Source organism: Streptomyces sp. NPDC042201 (assembly GCF_055582185.1).
In genome coordinates this window covers 556,202-574,514 of record NZ_JBVJDS010000003.1, presented here as the reverse complement: position 1 = coordinate 574,514, position 18,313 = coordinate 556,202, and the positions used below count along the sequence as shown (strand labels likewise).

The window sequence follows — 18,313 nt, the reverse complement described above, 5'->3', positions numbered from 1 at the left end:
CAGCCGCGACGGGGTCAACGCGGTGGTCCGGCCCGCGCCGACGCCCGCACGACGGTGCCGCCGAGGCCCCACGCGCGGCCTTGGCACGGGCCGTCATTAAGGTAGGCTTACCTAACTTATCCAGCCCCGTTCTTGTGGAGGCCGCCGCATGTCCGCTGGAGGACCATCGGGGGGCCATGTCCTCCGGAGAGCGCTTGCCGACCAGCGCCGCCGAGTCGTCGGAGCATCACTCCTCGGCACCGCGCACCAAGCGTGCGAGGCCCTCGTCCCGGTGGTCATCGGTCTGGTCATCGACGAGGCGGTGGCGACCGGTTCCTCCGGCGCCCTCCTGCGCTGGCTGCTCGTGCTCGCCGGTCTCTTCCTCGTACTGTCCACGTGCTACCGGAACTCCGCACGGCTCACCGAAGGAGCGGGCGAAGGCGCCGCGCACCGGATCCGGCAGGACCTCGCCGACCGGGTGCTCGATCCGCGGGGCGGCGCCGACTCCGGACGGCTGCCCGGCGCGCTGACCGCCGTCGCGACCGGCGACGCCCGACGCGTCGGTTCCGTCGTCTCCGCACTGCCGTACGCGCTGTCCGCGGTCGCCGGGCTGGCCGTCAGCGCGGTGGCACTGCTCCGTATCTCCGTGCCACTGGGCCTGCTCGTCCTCCTCGGCGTCCCGCCCCTGCTGTGGATCGGCCATCTCATCAGCCGCCCGCTCGAACGGCGCAGCGAGGCCGAGCAGGAGCACGCGGCGCACGCGTCCGGGGTCGCCGCCGACCTGGTCAGCGGCCTGCGCGTACTGAAGGGGATCGGCGCCGAATCGGCCGCGGTCTCCCGGTACCGGGAGACGAGCCGGAGCTCTCTGTCCGCTGCCCTGCGGGCGGCCGGCAGCCGGGCCTGGCACGACGGCGCGATCCTTGCCCTGACGGGCATCTTCATCGCGGTCATCGGGCTCGTCGGCGCTCATCTGGCGATGCGAGGCACCATCAGCGTGGGTGAGCTGGTGGCGGCCGTCGGCCTCGCCCAGTACCTCCTCGGTCCTTTCCAGCTCCTCACCTACGTCAACGGCGAGTTCGCCCAGGGGCGCGCCTCGGCAGGCCGGGTCGCCGAGATCCTCGCCTCGCCTCCCGCCGTCGTGGCCGGGAAGGCCACGCTTCCCGAGCCGGTCCTCGGGCGGCTGCGGCTGCGCGGCGTCACCCAGGGCGCGCTGCGCGGCGTCGACCTCGACATCGCCCCCGGCAGCCTCGTCGGTGTGGTCACCCGTGACCCGGCCGCCGCGAACGACCTGCTGCTCTGCCTGGGCCGCGAACTCGACCCCGCCGAGGGCACCGTCGAGCTCGACGGCGTACCACTGACCGACCTCGACCCCGGCGACATCCGCCGCATGATCCTGGTCGCCCACCACGATGCCGACCTGTTCGAGGACAGCCTCCTCGCCAACGTACGGGCCGGAGCGGACACCGCGAGGGCGGAGATAGGCCCGGCGCTGGCCGCCTCGGCGGCGGACGATGTCGCCCGGGCCCTGCCCGAGGGCGTGGACACCGTCCTCACCGAACGGGGCCGGTCGCTGTCCGGCGGCCAGCGCCAGCGGGTCGCGCTCGCCCGGGCCCTGGCCGCCGACCCGCCGGTCCTGGTCGTCCACGACCCGACCACCGCCGTCGACACGGTCACCGAGGCCCGCATCGCGGCCCGGCTGCGGGACCTGCGCCGGAGCCGCACCACGGTCCTGGTCACCACCAGCCCCGCCCTGCTCGCCGGAACCGACGTCGTGGTCATGCTCGACAACGGCCGGGTGACCGCCAGGGGCAGCCACCCCGAGTTGGTCGGCGCCCACGAGGCGTACCGCTCGGCGGTACTGGCATGACGACCACTCGGAACAGCGACCCGCGGAACCCGGACGAGAAGAACGATGGACGGACGATGAGCGGAACCGGCACGCCCGAACGCGAGCTCCTGCCCACCGCCGACGGCGCCCAGACCCTCGCCGTCGTCCGCGGACTGCTACGCCGTCACCGGCTGCTGACGGTGGGCGCGGTGACCGTACTGGTCCTCGGCACGGGCACCGGGCTGCTGACCGCGCCGCTGCTCGGCCACATCGTGGACCTGGTCGTGGACCAGCGCGGCGCGGCCGCGCTGACCGTGCCGATGCTGCTCCTCCTGACGGTCGCCGTCGCCAGGGCCGTCGCGACCGCCCTCGGCAAGTCCCTTGTCGCCAGGCTCGGCGAGACGGTCCTCGCGGACCTGCGGGAACGGTTCATCGCGCGGGCACTGCGACTGCCGCTCGAACGGGTCGAGCAGGCCGGCTCCGGCGACCTGACCTCCCGGGTGACGGGTGACGTCACCCTGATCGCGAAGGCGGTACGGCAGGCCCTGCCGGAGTTCGTCGGTGCCTTCCTCACCATCGTGCTGACCCTGGGGGGGCTCGCCCTCCTCGACTGGCGCTTCCTGCTCGCCGTGCTGGTGTCCGTCCCGGTCCATGTCCTCACGGTGCGTTGGTACATCCCGCGCGCTGCGAGCATCTACGCCGCGCACCGGGTGGCGACCGGCGCTCTGCAGCACCAGCTGCTCGACAGCGTCGGCGGGGTGCGCACGGTACGGGCGTTCCGTCTGAACGGACGTCACGCGGAGCTGGTGGAGCAGCGGTCGCAGGCGGCCGTCGACCTGGCGGCGCGGGGCATGCGCCTCGTCTCGGGCTTCTTCTCCCGCCTGAACATCGCCGAGTTCATCGGCATGACGTCGATCCTCGTCACCGGATTCCTGCTGGTCGACAACGGCTCGGTGAGCATCGGTACGGCGACCGCCGCCGCGCTCTACTTCCACGGCCTGTTCAACCCGATCAACGCCGCGCTCTTCCTCATCGACGACGCACAGTCCGCCGGGGCGAGCCTCGCCCGTCTCGTCGGCGTGTCGAGCCTCCCGGCCGAACGGGAGCCCGACGGGCGGACCGCCGCGCCGGTGGACGGCTCGGTCAAGGTACTGGACCTCGGTCACGCGTACGTGGACGGCCATCCGGTGCTCCGCGCGGTGGACCTGGAGGTGCGGGACGGCGAACGGCTGGCCCTGGTCGGCGCCAGCGGCGCCGGAAAGACCACGCTGGCGAAGCTGATCGCGGGCGTCCACGCTCCGGCGACAGGTGCGATCTCCCTGGGCGGCGTGGACTCCCGGGAGTTGGGCCCGGCCGGGGTCCGGCAGGCGGTCACCCTGATCAGCCAGGAGGTCCATGTCTTCGCGGGCCCGCTGTCCGAGGACCTGCGACTGGCCCGCCCCGAGGCGACGCACGAGGAGCTGCGCGCCGCGCTGGCCCGTGTCGACGCGCTGGGCTGGGCCGAGACGCTGCCCGACGGCCTGGCCACGGTCGTGGGCGAGGGCGGCCACCGCCTCACGGTGACCCAGGCCCAGCAACTGGCCCTCGCCCGTCTCGTACTCGCCGACCCGCCCATCGCGATCCTGGACGAGGCCACCGCCGACGCCGGCAGCGCGGGCGCCCGGGTGCTGGAAACCGCCGCTCTGCGCGCGCTGGAGGGCCGTACGGGCGTGATGGTGGCCCACCGCCTCCCCCAGGCGGCGACCGCGGACCGCGTCGTCGTCCTGAACGAGGGCCGCGTCGTCGAGACGGGCACGCACGACGAACTCGTCGCGGCGGGCGGCCGCTACGCCGAACTCTGGTCGGCGTGGTCCGACAGCCGCCGGGAACCGGCCGTGCCGGAGTAACCCTCGGCACGGGGCCCGCCGCCTAGGCCCCGGCGGATCGGACCCAGTCACCTCGTTTCACAGGCTGACGAAGGGCCGCAGAGACCGCCCACGCGCAGAACGCCGCCGCCCATGGAGAGGGTTCTCCATGGGCGGCGGCGTCTTGATGGGGGGGTCACCCCTGCCGGGCGACGAGGCTCGCCGGGCGCAGGTCCGTCCAGTGCTCTTCGACGTACGCGAGGCATGCCTCGCGCGTGTCCTCGCCGAAGACGGTCCGCCATCCGGCGGGAACCTCGGCGAAGGACGGCCACAGCGAATGCTGGTTCTCGTCGTTGACCAGGACCAGGAAGCGGCCCTGCGGGTCCTCGAACGGGTTGGTGGTCATGCGTTGTCACTCCTTGTGGACAGGGCGGCGAACAGCTCCGAGAGCGGCTGTTCCGGTTCGGCTGCCACGGTGCGCAGCAGCCTCTGGAGTTCGTCGGCGAGCCGCCGTGCCGTGGCGGCGCCGAGCAGGTCGGTGGCGTAGATCAGGCCGCAGTGGACGGGCCCGTCACCGCGCGGCTCGTAGAAGCTGAGGGTCAGCCGGGCCCGGGTCGAACCGGTCGGTACGGCGTCGAGGGAGCCGATGCCACCCTCCAGTTGCTCCAGGTCCGCCTGTTCATGGTGGATCACCATCACCTGCGGGCCCTCCGGCGGCAGCCCGGTCGTCCGTACGACCTCCTCGAACGGGACGTCCTGCCGGTCGAGGGCGCTGAGCGTGGTCTCCCGCACGCGGGACAGCAGCTCCGCGAACGTCGGGTCGCCCGCCACGTCGGTGCGCAGTACGACCGTGTTGAAGAAACAGCCCACCAGATCGGCCAGTTGGTCGTCCGTACGGCCGGCGACCATCGTACCGATGGGCAGGTCCGTGCCCGCGCCGTGGGCGGTGAGCAGCGCCGCCAGGGCGGAGTGCAGAACCATGAACATGCTGGTGCCGGTCGCCCGGGCCAGGTCGTCCACGGCCGCGTGCGTCTCCTCGTCCAGGACGAAGCCCACCTGGTCCGCGCCGGGCGAGGACGGGCGCGCGCCGTCCGCCGGCAGAGCCGGCCCGGCCGGCACGTCCTTCAACGTCTCGCGCCAGTAGGCGAGCTGCCGGCCGCCCAGGCTGTCCGGATCGCCCAGGTCGCCCAGGACCTCGCGGGCCCACTGGGCGTAGTCGCTGTACGAGACCGGCAGCCGCTGCCACGCGGGCGCCCGGCTCTCCTTACGGGCCGCGTAGGCCGCCGTCAGGTCACGGAAGAGCGGGACGACCGACCACTCGTCCACCGCCAGGTAGTGCATGGTCAGCAGCAGCGCCTGCCGCCCGGTGGCCGCCGTCAGCAGGTGGGCCCCGAGCGGTGCCTCACGGACCGGCTCCGGCGCCCCGGCCGCCAGTTCCGCCAGGCGCGCCTCCAGGTCCTCGCACTCCTCCAGTTTCAGGACAGGAGGCTCGGTGACCCGGTGGTACAGCGCGCCGTCCCGTTCCGTGAACGCCGTACGGAGCGGCTCGTGACGAGCGGCCACATCGGCGAGCGCGGCGGACAGCGCGTCCACGTCCAGTCCGCCGGACGAGCGCAGTACGAGCGCGTGGTCGAAGCCCGCGTGACGGCGGTGGGCGTCCCACTGCCAGCGCTGGACCGGGGCCGCCACCGGCGGGTGCCGGCGGTCCTTCGCCGGGCGCAGTGCCGGGCGGGCCGCCGCCGCGCCCTTCAGCTTGCCGTCGAGACCGGCGACGGTCAGCGCGTCGAAGATGTCCCGGATGCTCAGCTCGATCCCGAACTCGGCGCGGATACGGCCCAACAGCCGCATCGACGCCATGGAGTGGCCGCCGAGCGCGAAGAAGTTGTCGTGGATGCCGACCTTCTCCAGCTTGAGGATCTCGCAGAACAACGCGGCGAGCCTGGCCTGCGTCCCGGTGGCCGGGAGCGCGCCGCCGGTCATCGCGGCCCAGTCCGGCGCGGGCAGCGCCTTGCGGTCCAGCTTGCCGTTGGGCGTCAGCGGCAGCGGGCCGTCCAGGGGGACGACCAGCGCCGGGACCATGTACTCGGGCAGCACACCGGCCATATGCGCGCGCAGCTCGCGCGGGTCCAGCTCGCCGGCATCCGGCACGGCGTAGCCGACGAGCCGGACGATGTCGCCGTCGCGGTCGGGCACCACGGCGGCCTGGGCGACCGAGGGGTGTCCGGCGAGGGCCGCCTCGATCTCACCCAGCTCGATGCGGAAGCCGCGGACCTTGACCTGGGTGTCGACCCGCCCGAGGAAGTCGAGGTTGCCGTCCGCGCGCCAGCGGGCGCGGTCACCGGTGCGGTACATCCGGCTGCCGGGCGAGCCGTACGGGTCGGCGACGAACCGCTCCGACGTCAGCCCCGCCTTGCCGAGGTAGCCGCGCGCGAGGCCGCGTCCGGAGACGTACAGCTCGCCCGTGACACCCGGCGGGACCGGCCGCAGGTTCTCGTCCAGCACGTAGCAGCGGGTGTTGGGGTCGGGCCGCCCGATGGGCACCCGGCCGGAGGGGCGCCCGCCGTGCTCGCGTGCGGACCACAGTGTGGAGTTGACCGTCGCCTCGGTGAGGCCGTACGCGCAGATCAGGTGGGCCGTCGCACCGAACCGCTCGAACAGGTCCGGCGGCACCGTCTCCGTACCGACCAGGACGGTCGAGCCCGCGGGCAGCCGGCAGCCCGGCGGCAGGGCCGACACGAGGGACGGCGGAAGGATCATGTGCGTGATCCGCTGGTCCGCGAGGAAGTCGGTGAGCGCCGGGCCGGCGACCCGGGCCTCTTCCGTGATGAGAACGAGCCGGCCTCCCCGGCACAGCGCCATGGACAGCTCGAAGACGAAGACGTCGAAGCCGATCGACGCGAACTGGAGGACCCGGCTGTCGCGTTCCAGGCCCATCCGGTCGACCGCGGTGGCGACGAGACTGGCGATGCCCTCGTGCGGGACGACCACGCCCTTGGGGCGGCCCGTCGAACCGGACGTGTAGATGACGTACGCGGCCTGGTCCAGGCCGACCCGCTCCCCCTCGACCGCGGTCTGCGGCAGCGTGTCCAGCTCGGCGGCGACCGAAGGCTCGTCGAGCAGCACCACCGGTACGCCCGCCACCTCCGGGATCTTCCCCGCGACCGGCTCGGTGCCGACCACGAGCGCCGCCCGCGAGTCCTCGATCATGTATGTCAGGCGGTCGGACGGGTGGACCAGGTCGAGCGGCAGGAACGCGGCGCCCAGCTTCAGCGCGGCGAGCACCGTGGCGACCATGTCGACCGAGCGGGGCACGGCCACGCCGACCACGCTCCCGGCGCCCATGCCGCGTGCGGCCAGCAGCCGGGCCACGCGGTTGGCGCGGGCGTCGAGCTGCGTATACGTCACGGAGCGGGCGCGGTCGACGACGGCGACCGCGTCGGGGCGCTCGGCGAGCCGCCGTGCGAACAGAGCGGGGAACGACTCCTCGTCTACCTCGCGGGACGTGTCGTTGAAGTCCCCCAGGACCAGCTGCCGTTCGTCGTCCGCGAGGATCTCCGCCCGCGAGACGGGCTGTCCGGGTGCGGCGACGAGGGCCGCGACGAGCGCCCGGAGGCGATCACCGAGGCGTTCGGCGGTCTCGTGGTCGAACAGCTCCGTGGCGAATTCCAGACGGCAGTTCAGATAGTCCTCGGCGCCGCCGGCCGAGGTGTGCTCGGTGAAGCTGAACACCAGGTCGAACTTGGCCGAGCGGATGCGGAACGGCACGTAGTCGGCGTGGAGGCCGGGCAGTTCCAGTGCGTCGCCCGTGCGGGCGTGGTAGCCGACCATCACCTGGAACAGCGGGTTCCGGGACAGCGAGCGCGTCGGGTTGAGCTTCTCCACCACCGACTCGAACGGCACGTCCGCGTGCGAGAACGCCGCCAGGTCCGTCTCCCGGACCCGGGCCAGAAGTTCGATGAAGCTCGGGTCGCCACTCAGGTCCGTCCGCAGCACGAGCGTGTTGACGAAGAAGCCGACCAGGTCGTCCAGCGCTTCGTCGCCGCGCCCCGCGATGGGCGAGCCGAGGGGGATGTCCGTGCCGGCGCCCAGGCGATGCAGCAGGGCGGCCACGGCGGCGTGCACCACCATGAACATGCTGGCGCCGGTCTCGCGGGCGAGCCGCTTCAGCCCCTCGTGGACGTCGGCCTCGAACGCGATGTCCAATTCGGCGCCGGAGAAGGCAGGCCGTGCCGGGCGCGGCCGGTCCGTGGGCAGTTCCAGCTCCTCGGGTGCGCCCTCCAGGGTCGTACGCCAGTATTCCAGCTGCTGGGCCGCCAGGCCGGCCGCGTCCGCCGGGTCGCCGAGCAGGCGCTGCTGCCACAGCGCGTAGTCGGCGTACTGGACCGGCAGCGGCTCCCATCGCGGGGCCGCACCGGAGACGCGGGCCGCGTAGGCGGTGGCGAGGTCACGGAGGAACGGGCGGTCCGACCACTCGTCGGTGGTGATGTGGTGCAGCAGCAGGACCACGACGTGGTCCCGCGGCGTCAGCTCCACGATCGTGGTGCGCAACGGCAGTTCGGCGGCGAGGTCGAACGGCCGGTTGACGGCCCTGTCGACGAGGGCGGGCACCTCGTCCTCGGTGGCGCGCAGCCGCTCCACGACGGGCCGCGCCTCTTCGGCGGGCAGCACCTTCTGGATCGCCTGGCCGTCCGGCTCCACAAACACCGTCCGCAGGGCTTCGTGCCGGGCCGTCACATCGGCGAGCGCCGCGCCCCACGCCTCGACGTCGAGGGTGCCGCGCAGCCGCATGACCAGCGGGAAGTTGTAGGCGGCGGAGGCACACTCGATCTGCTGGATGACCCACAGCCGCTGCTGGGCGTGCGAGAGCGGCAGCACGTCGGGCCGCTCACCGGCCGTCAGCGCCGGGCGGGCGGCGCCGCCGGAGCGGGCCGCGCGCTCGACCAGTTCGGCGACGGTGGGTGCCTCGAACAGGTCGCGGATCGCGAGTTCGGTGTCAAGGGCGGTGCGGGCGCGGCTGACGAGGCGGGTGGCCAGCAGCGAGTGGCCGCCCAGCTCGAAGAAGTCGCTGTCGATGCCGACGCTGCCCTCCGGCAGGCCGAGCACCTCCGCGAAGAGGGCGCACAGCGTCTCTTCGCGCGGGGTGCGGGGCGCGCGGCTCGTGCCCGTAGCGGCGAAGTCCGGTGCGGGCAGGGCGCGTACGTCCAGCTTGCCGTTGACGGTGAGCGGCAGCGTGTCCACGGCGACGAGCGCGGACGGGACCATGTAGTCGGGCAGCCCTGCCTTCAGGTGGTCACGCAGCCGCTGGAGCAGGCTCTCCCCCGCTTCCGTGCCGTCCTCCGGCGCGAAGTAACCGACCAGGCGCTTCGTCCCGGTGCTCTCGTTCACGACGACCGCCGCGTGGGCGACCTCGGAGTGCGCGGACAAGGCCGTGGAGATCTCGCCCAGTTCGATCCGGTAGCCGCGGATCTTCACCTGGTCGTCGGTACGGCCCAGGAAGTCGAGCAGGCCGTCGGGCCGCTGCCGTACGAGGTCACCCGTGCGGTACATCCGCTCACCCGGCTCCCCGAACGGGTCCGCGACGAACCGCTCGGCGCTCAGCGCGGGACGCTCGTGGTAGCCGCGGGCCAGACCGGTGCCGGCGATGTACAGCTCGCCGGGGCAGCCCGGCGGCACCGGGCGCAGCATCGCGTCCAGAACATAGGCGCGGGTGTTGCGGATGGGCATGCCGACCGTGGGGGTCGCGCTGTCCGTCGTCGAGCCGCCGAGGGTGTTGATGGTGTACTCGGTCGGCCCGTACAGGTTGTACCCGTAGGTCCCCTCGGTGCGGCGCAGCTTCGTCCATACGGTGTCGGACACGGCCTCGCCACCGAGGAGGACGAGGGCCGGGCGGTGCTTCCCGACCGTCTCGTCCCGGTCGAGGAGGCCCTCCTCGATGAGGAGCTGGGCGTATGTGGGGGTCACGTTGACCACGTCCACCCGGTGCCGGTCGCAGTAGGCGACCAGCGCCTCGGCGTCGCGGCGCAGCTCCTCGTCACAGACGTGGACCTCGTGGCCCTCGACGAGCCAGAGCAGTTCCTCCCAGGACATGTCGAAGGCGAAGGACACGGTGTGCGCGATGCGCAGCCGCCGCCCGCCGGCCGAGCCGATGGCCGGGTCGAAGATCTCCTTCTGGTGGTTGAGCTGCATGTTGGTCAGCCCCCGGTAGGGAGTGACGACGCCCTTGGGGCGGCCGGTGGAGCCGGAGGTGTAGATGACGTACGCCGGGTATTCCAGTCGGTCCGGCACGTCGTGGGCGAACGCGGGCCGCTCGGCGTCCGTGATCTCCCCGCCGGGCAGGGCGGCCAGCTCGGCGGCCACGGCCTCGTCGTCCAGGAGGAGTTCGGGCGCCACCGCACCGGCGCCACCGCGCAGTGCCGGGGCGACGGCCGTGGTGGAGACGAGGCACAGGGGTCCGGTGTCCTCGGCCATCAGCCGCAGCCGGTCGGCCGGGTGGTCCAGGTCCAGCGGCAGATACGCGGCCCCGGTCCGCAGGACGGCGAACAGCGCGGCCACCATGTCGATGGACCGGGGCAACGCCAGCGCCACGACCTTCTCCGGTCCCGCGCCCCGGGCGAGGAACAGGCGGGCGATCCGGTTGATGTGCGCGTCCAGTTCGGCGTACGTGAGGGCCCGCTCGCCGAAGACCAGCGCCACCGCGTCCGGGGTACGGGCCACCTGGGCCGTCAGCATGTCGGCGATGGTCTCGTTCGGCACGGGCTCCCGGCTGCCGGCCCACTCGGCCGTCAGCGCGGCGCGCTCCGGCGGCAGCAGCAGGTCCACGCCGACGGTACGGGTCGAGGCGGCGTCCGGGGCGGCGAGGCTCTCCCCGAGCCGCTCGAGGACGGTGGTGAACCGCCCGAGGATCGTGGTCGCGGCCTCCGCGCCGAACAGGTCGGGCCGGGCCGCCAGGGTCACTCGCAGCCGGGTCTCCGGGGTGACGATCAGAGTGAGCGGGAAGTGGGTGCCGTCCACGTTCGACACGTCGGTGATGCCGTGCCGCTGCCGGAGCGCCGCCGCGCGGCCCTCGCCGTCGGCGGAGCGGAGTACGAAGAGGGTGTCGAACAGGCGACGGTGGCCGGTCTCCTGCTGGAGCGTGCCGAGTCCGACGTACTCGTACGGCATGACCGCGGCCCGCTCGGACTGCATGCGCCGCAGCAGGTCGAGCAGCGGCTCGTCCGGAGCGAACTCGACCCGTGCCGGGATGGTGTTGAGGAACATGCCGATGATGCCGGCGACGTCCGGTACGTCCGCGGGCCGTCCGGCGACCGCCGTGCCGAAGACGACGTCGCGGCGGCCGGTCATCGCGGAGAGGACCAGGCCCCAGGCGGCGTTGAGCACCGTGTTCAGGGTGAGGCCGTGCCGCCGGGCCAGAGCGCGCAGCCGGTCGCTGGTCTCCCGGGTCAGCACCGCGTCGAAGTCGGCCGGGATGACCGGGCCCTCGTCGCGGCCCGTCGGGGCGACAAGGGTCGGCTCGTCGAAACCGGCGAGCGAGGCGCGCCACGCGCCGACGGCCCTGGCTGTGTCCTGCTCATCCAGCCATGCCAGGTAGTCGCGGTACGAGCCCGGGGCGGGCAGACCCGTGGTGTCGCCGTCCCGCTCGTACAGCGTGAACAGCTCCTCCAGGAACAGCCACGCGGACCAGCCGTCCCACAGGATGAGGTGGTGGGTGACGACGAGCCGGTCGCGGCCGTCCTCCAGCCGGATCAGCTGGAGGCGGCACAGGGGCGGCGCCGACAGGTCGAAGCGCTTTCGGCGGTCGGCGGCCAGCAGCTCGTCCACCCGGGCGCGCCGCTCCTGCGGCGGCAGTCCGGACAGGTCGGTCTCCACCAGGGGGATCTCGGCACCGTCCACGATGAACTGCACGGGCCGGGGCAGACCGTCACTGGTGAACCCGGCGCGCAGGCTGGCGTTGCGCTCCAGGAGCGCCCGGCAGGCGGCACGCAGCCGGGCGGCGTCCAGGCGGTGGTCGAAGTCCAGGGTCTCCTGCGACAGGTAGACGTCGAGCGCGTCCCCCGCGTCGTAGGTGGCGTGGAAGTACATGCCCTCCTGGAGCGGGGAGAGCGGCCAGATGTCGGCGACCGGCAGCCCGGCGACGGCCTCGACGCGGGCGTTCTCCTCCGGGGACAGCTCCAGTCCGCCCAGCGGGGCGGGGGCCGGGGGCTCCGCCGGCACGCCGGCGGTCAGCTGGTCCAGCAGCGCCCTCAGGGCCGGGTCGACCGCTGCCCCGGACTGCTGCTGCTGGGCGAGCACGGCCTGGAGAGCGGCGGCGGCCTGCCCGGCTTCGGCGGCGGACACGGTCACCCCGCCGGTGGGCGCCTCGGGACCGCTCGGGTCCGCCGAAACCGAAGCCGGCTCTGCGGCCGCGGCGGCGAGCGCGGCGGGCGTGCGGTGCTCGAATACATCGCGCGGGCTGATGGTCAGTCCCCTTTCGCGGGCCCGGGTGGCGACGGCGATCGACGTGAGGCTGTCACCGCCGAGCACGAAGAAGTCGTCGTCGGCGCCGATCCCGGGCATGCCGAGAAGGTCCGTGAAGATCTCGCACAGGGCGCGTTCCCGCTCGTCGCGGGGCGCCCGGCCACCGGCCCTGGGGGCGACGGACGGCGAGGGCAGGGCGTTCTGGTCGAGCTTGCCGCTGGGCGTCAGCGGCAGCTCGTCGACGGCCACGACAGCCGTCGGCACCATCGCCGCGGGCAATGCCTCGGCGAGCGCCGCGTGGAGGGCTTCGCCGTCCGGGGCGGCGCCGAAACCGGGAACGGCGTAGCCCAGAAGCACCCCGTCACGGACGATCACGGCGGCGCGGGCAACACCCGGCAGGGCGGCCAGGGCGGCCTCGATCTCGCCCAGCTCGACGCGGTTGCCGCGGATCTTCACCTGCCGGTCGGTACGGCCCAGGTACTCGACGGCGCCGTCGGCGCGGCGCCTGACCAGGTCGCCGGTCCGGTACATGCGCGCACCCGGCTCGCCGAACGGGTCGGCGACGAACCGCTCGGCGGTCAGGCCGTGCCGGTCGTGGTAGCCGCGGGCCAACTGGACGCCGGCCAGGTACAGTTCGCCCGGCACGCCGTCCGGGACGGGGCGCAGGAAGGCGTCAAGCACGTACAACCGGGTGTTCCACACGGGGCGGCCGATGGGAACGGCGAGCTCGGCGCCGCCCTCGTACGGGAAGTACGTCGTGTCGACCGCCGCCTCGGTGGGGCCGTACAGGTTGTGCAGCGGTACGGGGCCGCGGCCGTGGCGGGAGGTCAGCTCCCGCCAGCGGCGCGCGTCCGGTCCGGTGAGGGCCTCGCCGCTGCAGAACACCCGGCGCAGACTCGCCGCCCAGTCCGGGGCGTCGGCGGCGGCGTCCAGCACCCGGACGAACACGGCCAGCATCGACGGCACGAAGTGCGTCGTCGTGATCCGCCGGGCGTGGATCAGCTCGGCCAGATAGGCCGGGTCGCGATGGCCGTCGGGCCGGGCGAGGACGACGGTCGCGCCCTCGACCAGGGCCCAGAAGAACTCCCAGACGGACACGTCGAAGCTGGACGGGGTCTTCTGGAGGACCCGGTCGTCGGCGGTGAGGCCGTACTCACCCTGCATCCAGGCGAGACGGTTGACGATCGCCCGGTGGGTGACGGCGACGCCCTTAGGGCGCCCGGTGGAGCCGGAGGTGTAGATCAGGTACGCGGGGTGGTCAGGTCCCGCGTGCGCACCGGGCGTGTCGGGGACCTCCTCGTCGTGGTCGACGACGACGTGTTCGAGACCCGGCACCTCGGGCAGTCGCCCGGCCGAGTGGCTGGTGGTCACGACGGTACGGGCCCCCGAGTCGGCGAGCATGAACGCCACCCGGTCGGCGGGGTAGTCGAGATCCACGGGCAGGTAGGCGGCGCCCGCCTTGTGCACGCCGAGCAGCGCGACCATCAGCTCCGCGGAACGGGGCACCGCGACCGCGACGAACCGTTCCGGGCCCGCGCCGCGTGCCCGCAGCCGCCGGGCAAGTGCCTCGGCGCGCCGGTCCAGTTCGGCGTAGGTCAGGGTGGTGTCCTCGAAGACGACGGCCGGGGCGTGCGGGGTCCGTGCCACCTGCGCGGCGAAGAGCGAGGCGAGGGTGGCATCCGCGTCGGGCAGCGGGTGTGCCGTCGCGTTCAGCGCGGTGAGGCGCTCCTGCTCCCGGTCGGACAGCATCCCGACCCGGGCGACCGGGCGGGCGGGGTCGGACCTGAGAGTCCGCAGCACTGTCTCGAACCGGCGGGCGATCACCGCCACGGACAGCTGGTCGAGCCGGGCCGCGTCGTACGTGAACCGCAGCGACAGATGGGCGCCGGGCTCGACGATCAGCGCGAGCGGGTAGTGCACGGCGTCGAACACCTCGGCGCCGGTGACGCGCAGCGCCTCCTCGTCCTGTTCGGTGGACAGCTCACCGGACGGGAAGTTCTCGAACACCACGAGCGTGTCGAAGAGTTCCCCACCGCCCGTGATCCGCTGGATCTCGGCGAGCCCGAGATGCTGGTGGTCCAGGAGGGCCGCGTGCTCGTCCTGGACGCGCCGCAGCAGCTCGGCGAGTGACTCGCCGGCGTGCAGGGTGACCCGGGCCGGCACCGTGTTGATGAACAGGCCCACGGCCGAGTCCAGGCCCTCGACCTCGGTGGTGCGTCCCGAGACGGTGGTGCCGAACACCACGTCCTGACTGCCGGTCAGGCCACCGAGCAGCAGCGCCCAGGCGCCGTGCACGACGGTGCTGAGGGTGAGGCCATGGCTGCGGGCCAGGGCGGTCAGGTCAGCGGTGAGCGACTCGGGCAGCCGGACCTCCACGTGCTCGGGCCCGGCGACCGGTGCGGCCCGGTCCTCACCCGTGGCGAAGGCGGCGGGCAGCCGGCTGGGGCCGTCCAGACCGGCCAGCGCCTGCCGCCACGCGTCACGGGCGGCGTCACGGTCCCGGCAGGCCAGCCAGGACAGGTACGGCTGCGGGGCGGGCGGCTCGGGCAGGGCCTCCCCCCGGTGGGCAGCGGTGAGCTCGCGCAGCAGGACGGAGACCGACCAGCCGTCGGCGACGATGTGGTGCAGGGTGAGCAGGAGCCGCCGGCGCTGCCCGTCCCGGATCAGGGTGGCCCGCAGCAACGGCGGCCGGGCGAGGTCGAACCGCTCGGCACGGTCCTGCCGCAGCAGGTCCTCCAGTGTGGTGTGGGCGGTGTCCGCCTGGCGCCAGGGAAGGGTCGCGTGGCCGGCGATCCGCTGGACGACCTCGCCGCCCGGGAGCTGGCGGAACGAGGCGCGCAGCAGCGGATGCCGGTCGAGCAGCAGTTGGAGCGACTGACGCAGCCGGTCCGGGTCAACCGTGCCCGCGAGGTCGAGGAGTTCCTGGACGACATACACGTCACCGGCCTCCCGGTCGAACTCCGCGTGGAAGAAGAAGCCTTCCTGGAGCGGGGAGACAGGCAGGGCGTCCTCGTCGAGGCGCACCACCCGTGCGGCCGGCCGGCCCGCCGCCGGCGCCGCCACGCCGGCCAGGACCGCCGTCCTGGCGAGCGCCGCCACGGTCCGCTGCCGGAACACGTCGCGTGGGGTGATCGCGAGCCCGGCCTCGCGGGCGCGGTTGACCAGCTGGATCGCGACGATGCTGTCGCCGCCCAGCTCGAAGAAGCTGTCGTGGACGCCGGCCGACGGCAGGCCGAGCACCTCGGCGAACAGCCCGGCGAGCGCGGTCTCGGCGGGGGTGGTGGGCGCGTCGCCGCCGGCCGTCGCGGTCCACCGGGGCTCGGGCAGGGCGCGGCCGTCGAGCTTGCCGTTGGGCGTCAGCGGCAGGAGCCCGTCAAGGCGTACGACGGCGGAGGGAACCATGTGGTCGGGCAGCGCTTCGGCGATCCGGGCGCGCGCCTGTGTCACGGAGGCGTCCGGGTCCGTACCGGCCTCGGCCACGAGGTAGGCGACGAGCCGCTTGGCGCTCCGGTGATCCTCGCGGACGAGGACGGCGGCCTGGGCGATGCCCGGGCAGGCCATGAAGGCGCTCTCGATCTCGCCGGGCTCGATGCGGTGGCCGCGGATCTTGATCTGGCCGTCGCTGCGTCCCAGGAACTCCAGGTTGCCGTCGGCGGCCCAGCGGACACGGTCGCCCGTGCGGTACATCCGCGCGCCCGGCTCGGCGGCGTACGGGTCGGCGACAAACCGCTCGGAGGTGAGCCCCGGCCTCCCCAGGTAGCCGCGGGCGAGGCCGCGGCCGGCGATGTACAGCTCCCCCGCGGCACCGACCGGCACGGGGCGGAGCGCGGAGTCGAGCACGTAGGCGCGGGTGTTGGGGTCGGGCTCGCCGATCGGCGCGGGTCCGGGCCTGTCCGCGGTGGCGATCCACAGGGTGGAGTTGACGGTGGCCTCGGTGAGGCCGTAGGCGACGACCACCTGGAGCCGTCCGGACCAGCGGGCGATCAGCTCGCTGGGCACCGCCTCGGTGCCGACGATCAGCACGGCGCCGTCGGGCAGGTGGCAGTCCTGCGGCAGAGCCGAGACGAGGGACGGCGGCAGGATCATGTGGGTGGCGCGATGGCGTGCGATGTAGTCCGTGAGGGCGGGCCCGGCGACGCGCCGCTCGGTGGGGACGACAATGACGCGGCCGCCCACGCACAGCGACATGATCAGGTCCCAGACCGTCACGTCGAACCCGCAGGAAGCGAACTGGACGACGCGGCTGTCGGACGTGATGCCGATGCGGTCGGTGGCGGTGGCGATGAGGCTGCCGACGCCGTCATGGGAGACGACGACGCCCTTGGGCCGGCCGGTGGAGCCCGAGGTGTAGATGACGTACGCGGCCTGGCCGGAAGCGATGGGCGCACCCAGGTCCGAGGCATCGAGGAGGGCGCACTCGGAGACCACGGACGGGGCGTCGAGCAGCAGGTGGCCGACGCCCGCGCCCTTCGGCAGGACGTCGGACAACTCGCTGGTGGTGAGGAGGGTGTGCGCCCCGGCGTCATCCAGCATGTAGACGATGCGGTCCTGCGGATGGTCGACGTCCAGCGGCAGATAGGCGGCCCCCGCCTTCATGACCGCGAGCAGGGACACCACGAGTTCGGGGGAACGCGGCATGGCCACGGCGACGACATCCTCGGCGCCCACGCCACGGGCGGCGAGGAGGCGGGCCAGCCGGTTGGCCGCCGCGTTCAGTTCGGCGTACGTCAGCTCCCGGTCCTCGCAGACGAGTGCGACGGAGTCCGGGGTGCGGCGGACCTGACGCTCGAACGCGGCGGGCCAGGAGAGCTCGGTGGCCTCGCGCGGTGACACGCCGAACTTGCCGAGGAGCAGGCCGCGCTCCGCACCTGAGGTCAGCTCGATGCGGCCGACGGGGCGGTCCAGATCCTCGGCCAGGTCGGCCAGCAGCGCCAGGAAGCGGCGCTCATGGGCGCGCAGGGTCTCCGCGTCGCACACGTCGGCGTCCGCGTCGATGTGGATACGGACGCCCAGCCCTCCCTGGATCTCGACGAAGCTGAGGGCCAGGTCGCTGACCGGGCCGACCCAGACCGGGTCGAGTTCGATCGCGTGGTCGGAGAACCGCAGCTCTTCGGAGCGGGGCAGGACGTTGACCGTCGGGCCGACGAGCTCGGGCACGCCGTCGGCCAGGCCCAGTTCCCTGGCCAGGTCCTCGGCGCGGTAGCGGCCGTGGCCGACCGCCTCGGTGACGGCGTCGCGGACGTCGGCCAGAAGCTCGGCGCCGGTCGTGCCCGGGTGGACGGACAACCGCAGCGGGACGATGTTGGACACCATGCCGGGGATACCGGCCGACACGGAGTCCTGGCGGGCGGCGATCGGCAGGCCGAGGACCAGGTCCTGTTCACCGCTGACCCGGTGCAGGTAGGCGGCCACGGCCGCGATCAGCAGGCGGGAGGCACGCGTGCCGGCCCGCTCGGCGGCGGCATACAGCGAGTGGGTGTCCGCTGCGGACAGCTCGGACGTACGTCGCAGCCGCCGCGTCATGAGCGCCGGGGCGCGCTCCACGAGGCGTACGGGCTCGGGACGGTCGGCCATGCGGGCCAGCCAGTAGGCGCGGTCCTCCTGGTGGCGATCCGAGGCACGGTAGGCCGCGTCGGCCGCCACCAAGCGGGAGATCCGCCAGTCACCGGGGGCGGGAGGCTGGTCGGGGGCGGTGTAGATCTCCCCCGCCCGGCGCGTGATGAGCGCGACGCCCATGCCGTCGGTGACGATGTGGTGGTAGCTCTGGTACCACGTGACGTGGTCGTCGGCCAGGCGCAGCAGGGCCTGGTCAAAGAGGGAGCCCCGGGCCGGATCGGCCGGCCGATCGCGCGCGGCGTCCATCCAGTCGGCGGCGGCCCGCTCGGGATCGGAGGCACCTCGCAGGTCGACGACGGGGACGTCGAAGGGAACAGGAGCGGGCGTCTGCCGCGGTCCACCGTCCCCGGCGCTGACCCGCACGTGCAGGCTTTCGGCTTCCCCGACGGCCTGCCGCACGGAGGCGGCGAGACGGCCGAGGTCGATGTCGCCTCGCAGGTCCAGAGCGAACACGATGTTGTAGGCGGAGCTGTCCGGGTCGATCTGCTGGGCAAGCCAGATGCCGGATTGCCCGCCCGTGACGGGTATGCCGGAAGCGGACGTCCGGTCCGACTCGACGTCAAACATCGTTCGAAAGGGCCTTTCCCTGGTG

The 18,313-nt window shown here is 73.4% G+C and carries 4 protein-coding genes; 2 read left to right on the top strand and 2 right to left on the bottom strand.

Going from position 1 to position 18,313, the window contains the following annotated elements; genetic code table 11:
* Positions 1-148 precede the first annotated feature (148 nt).
* The gene (locus tag ACZ6MZ_RS09930) at positions 149-1,846 is read left to right on the top strand and encodes an ABC transporter ATP-binding protein (protein ID WP_469350913.1); all 1,698 of its coding nucleotides are present in this window, start codon (positions 149-151) and stop codon (positions 1,844-1,846) included.
* Positions 1,843-3,693 (top strand): ABC transporter ATP-binding protein, encoded by a 1,851-nt coding sequence (locus tag ACZ6MZ_RS09925; RefSeq protein ID WP_469350911.1) that lies wholly within the window; start codon positions 1,843-1,845, stop codon positions 3,691-3,693. Before ACZ6MZ_RS09930 ends, ACZ6MZ_RS09925 begins: the two co-directional genes overlap by 4 nt.
* A 154-nt stretch (positions 3,694-3,847) precedes the next feature.
* On the opposite strand, the gene ACZ6MZ_RS09920 is transcribed toward ACZ6MZ_RS09925, so the two are convergent.
* Together ACZ6MZ_RS09920 and ACZ6MZ_RS09915 are read right to left on the bottom strand one after the other, a co-directional pair.
* Complete coding sequence (locus ACZ6MZ_RS09920; protein ID WP_384190972.1) at positions 3,848-4,057, bottom strand: MbtH family protein; 210 nt, start codon at positions 4,055-4,057, stop codon at positions 3,848-3,850.
* Positions 4,054-18,288, bottom strand: a complete 14,235-nt coding sequence (locus ACZ6MZ_RS09915) for an amino acid adenylation domain-containing protein (RefSeq protein WP_469350910.1) — start codon at positions 18,286-18,288, stop codon at positions 4,054-4,056. The genes ACZ6MZ_RS09920 and ACZ6MZ_RS09915 overlap by 4 nt, the downstream gene beginning before the upstream one ends.
* Positions 18,289-18,313: the final 25 nt, after the last annotated feature.

Excerpts from the sequence above, each read along its gene's own strand:
- ACZ6MZ_RS09930 (WP_469350913.1), top strand. The coding sequence starts at position 149 with ATGTCCGCTGGAGGACCATCGGGGGGCCATGTCCTCCGGAGAGCGCTT.
- ACZ6MZ_RS09925 (WP_469350911.1), top strand. The coding sequence starts at position 1,843 with ATGACGACCACTCGGAACAGCGACCCGCGGAACCCGGACGAGAAGAAC.
- ACZ6MZ_RS09920 (WP_384190972.1), bottom strand. The coding sequence starts at position 4,057 with ATGACCACCAACCCGTTCGAGGACCCGCAGGGCCGCTTCCTGGTCCTG.
- ACZ6MZ_RS09915 (WP_469350910.1), bottom strand. The coding sequence starts at position 18,288 with ATGTTTGACGTCGAGTCGGACCGGACGTCCGCTTCCGGCATACCCGTC.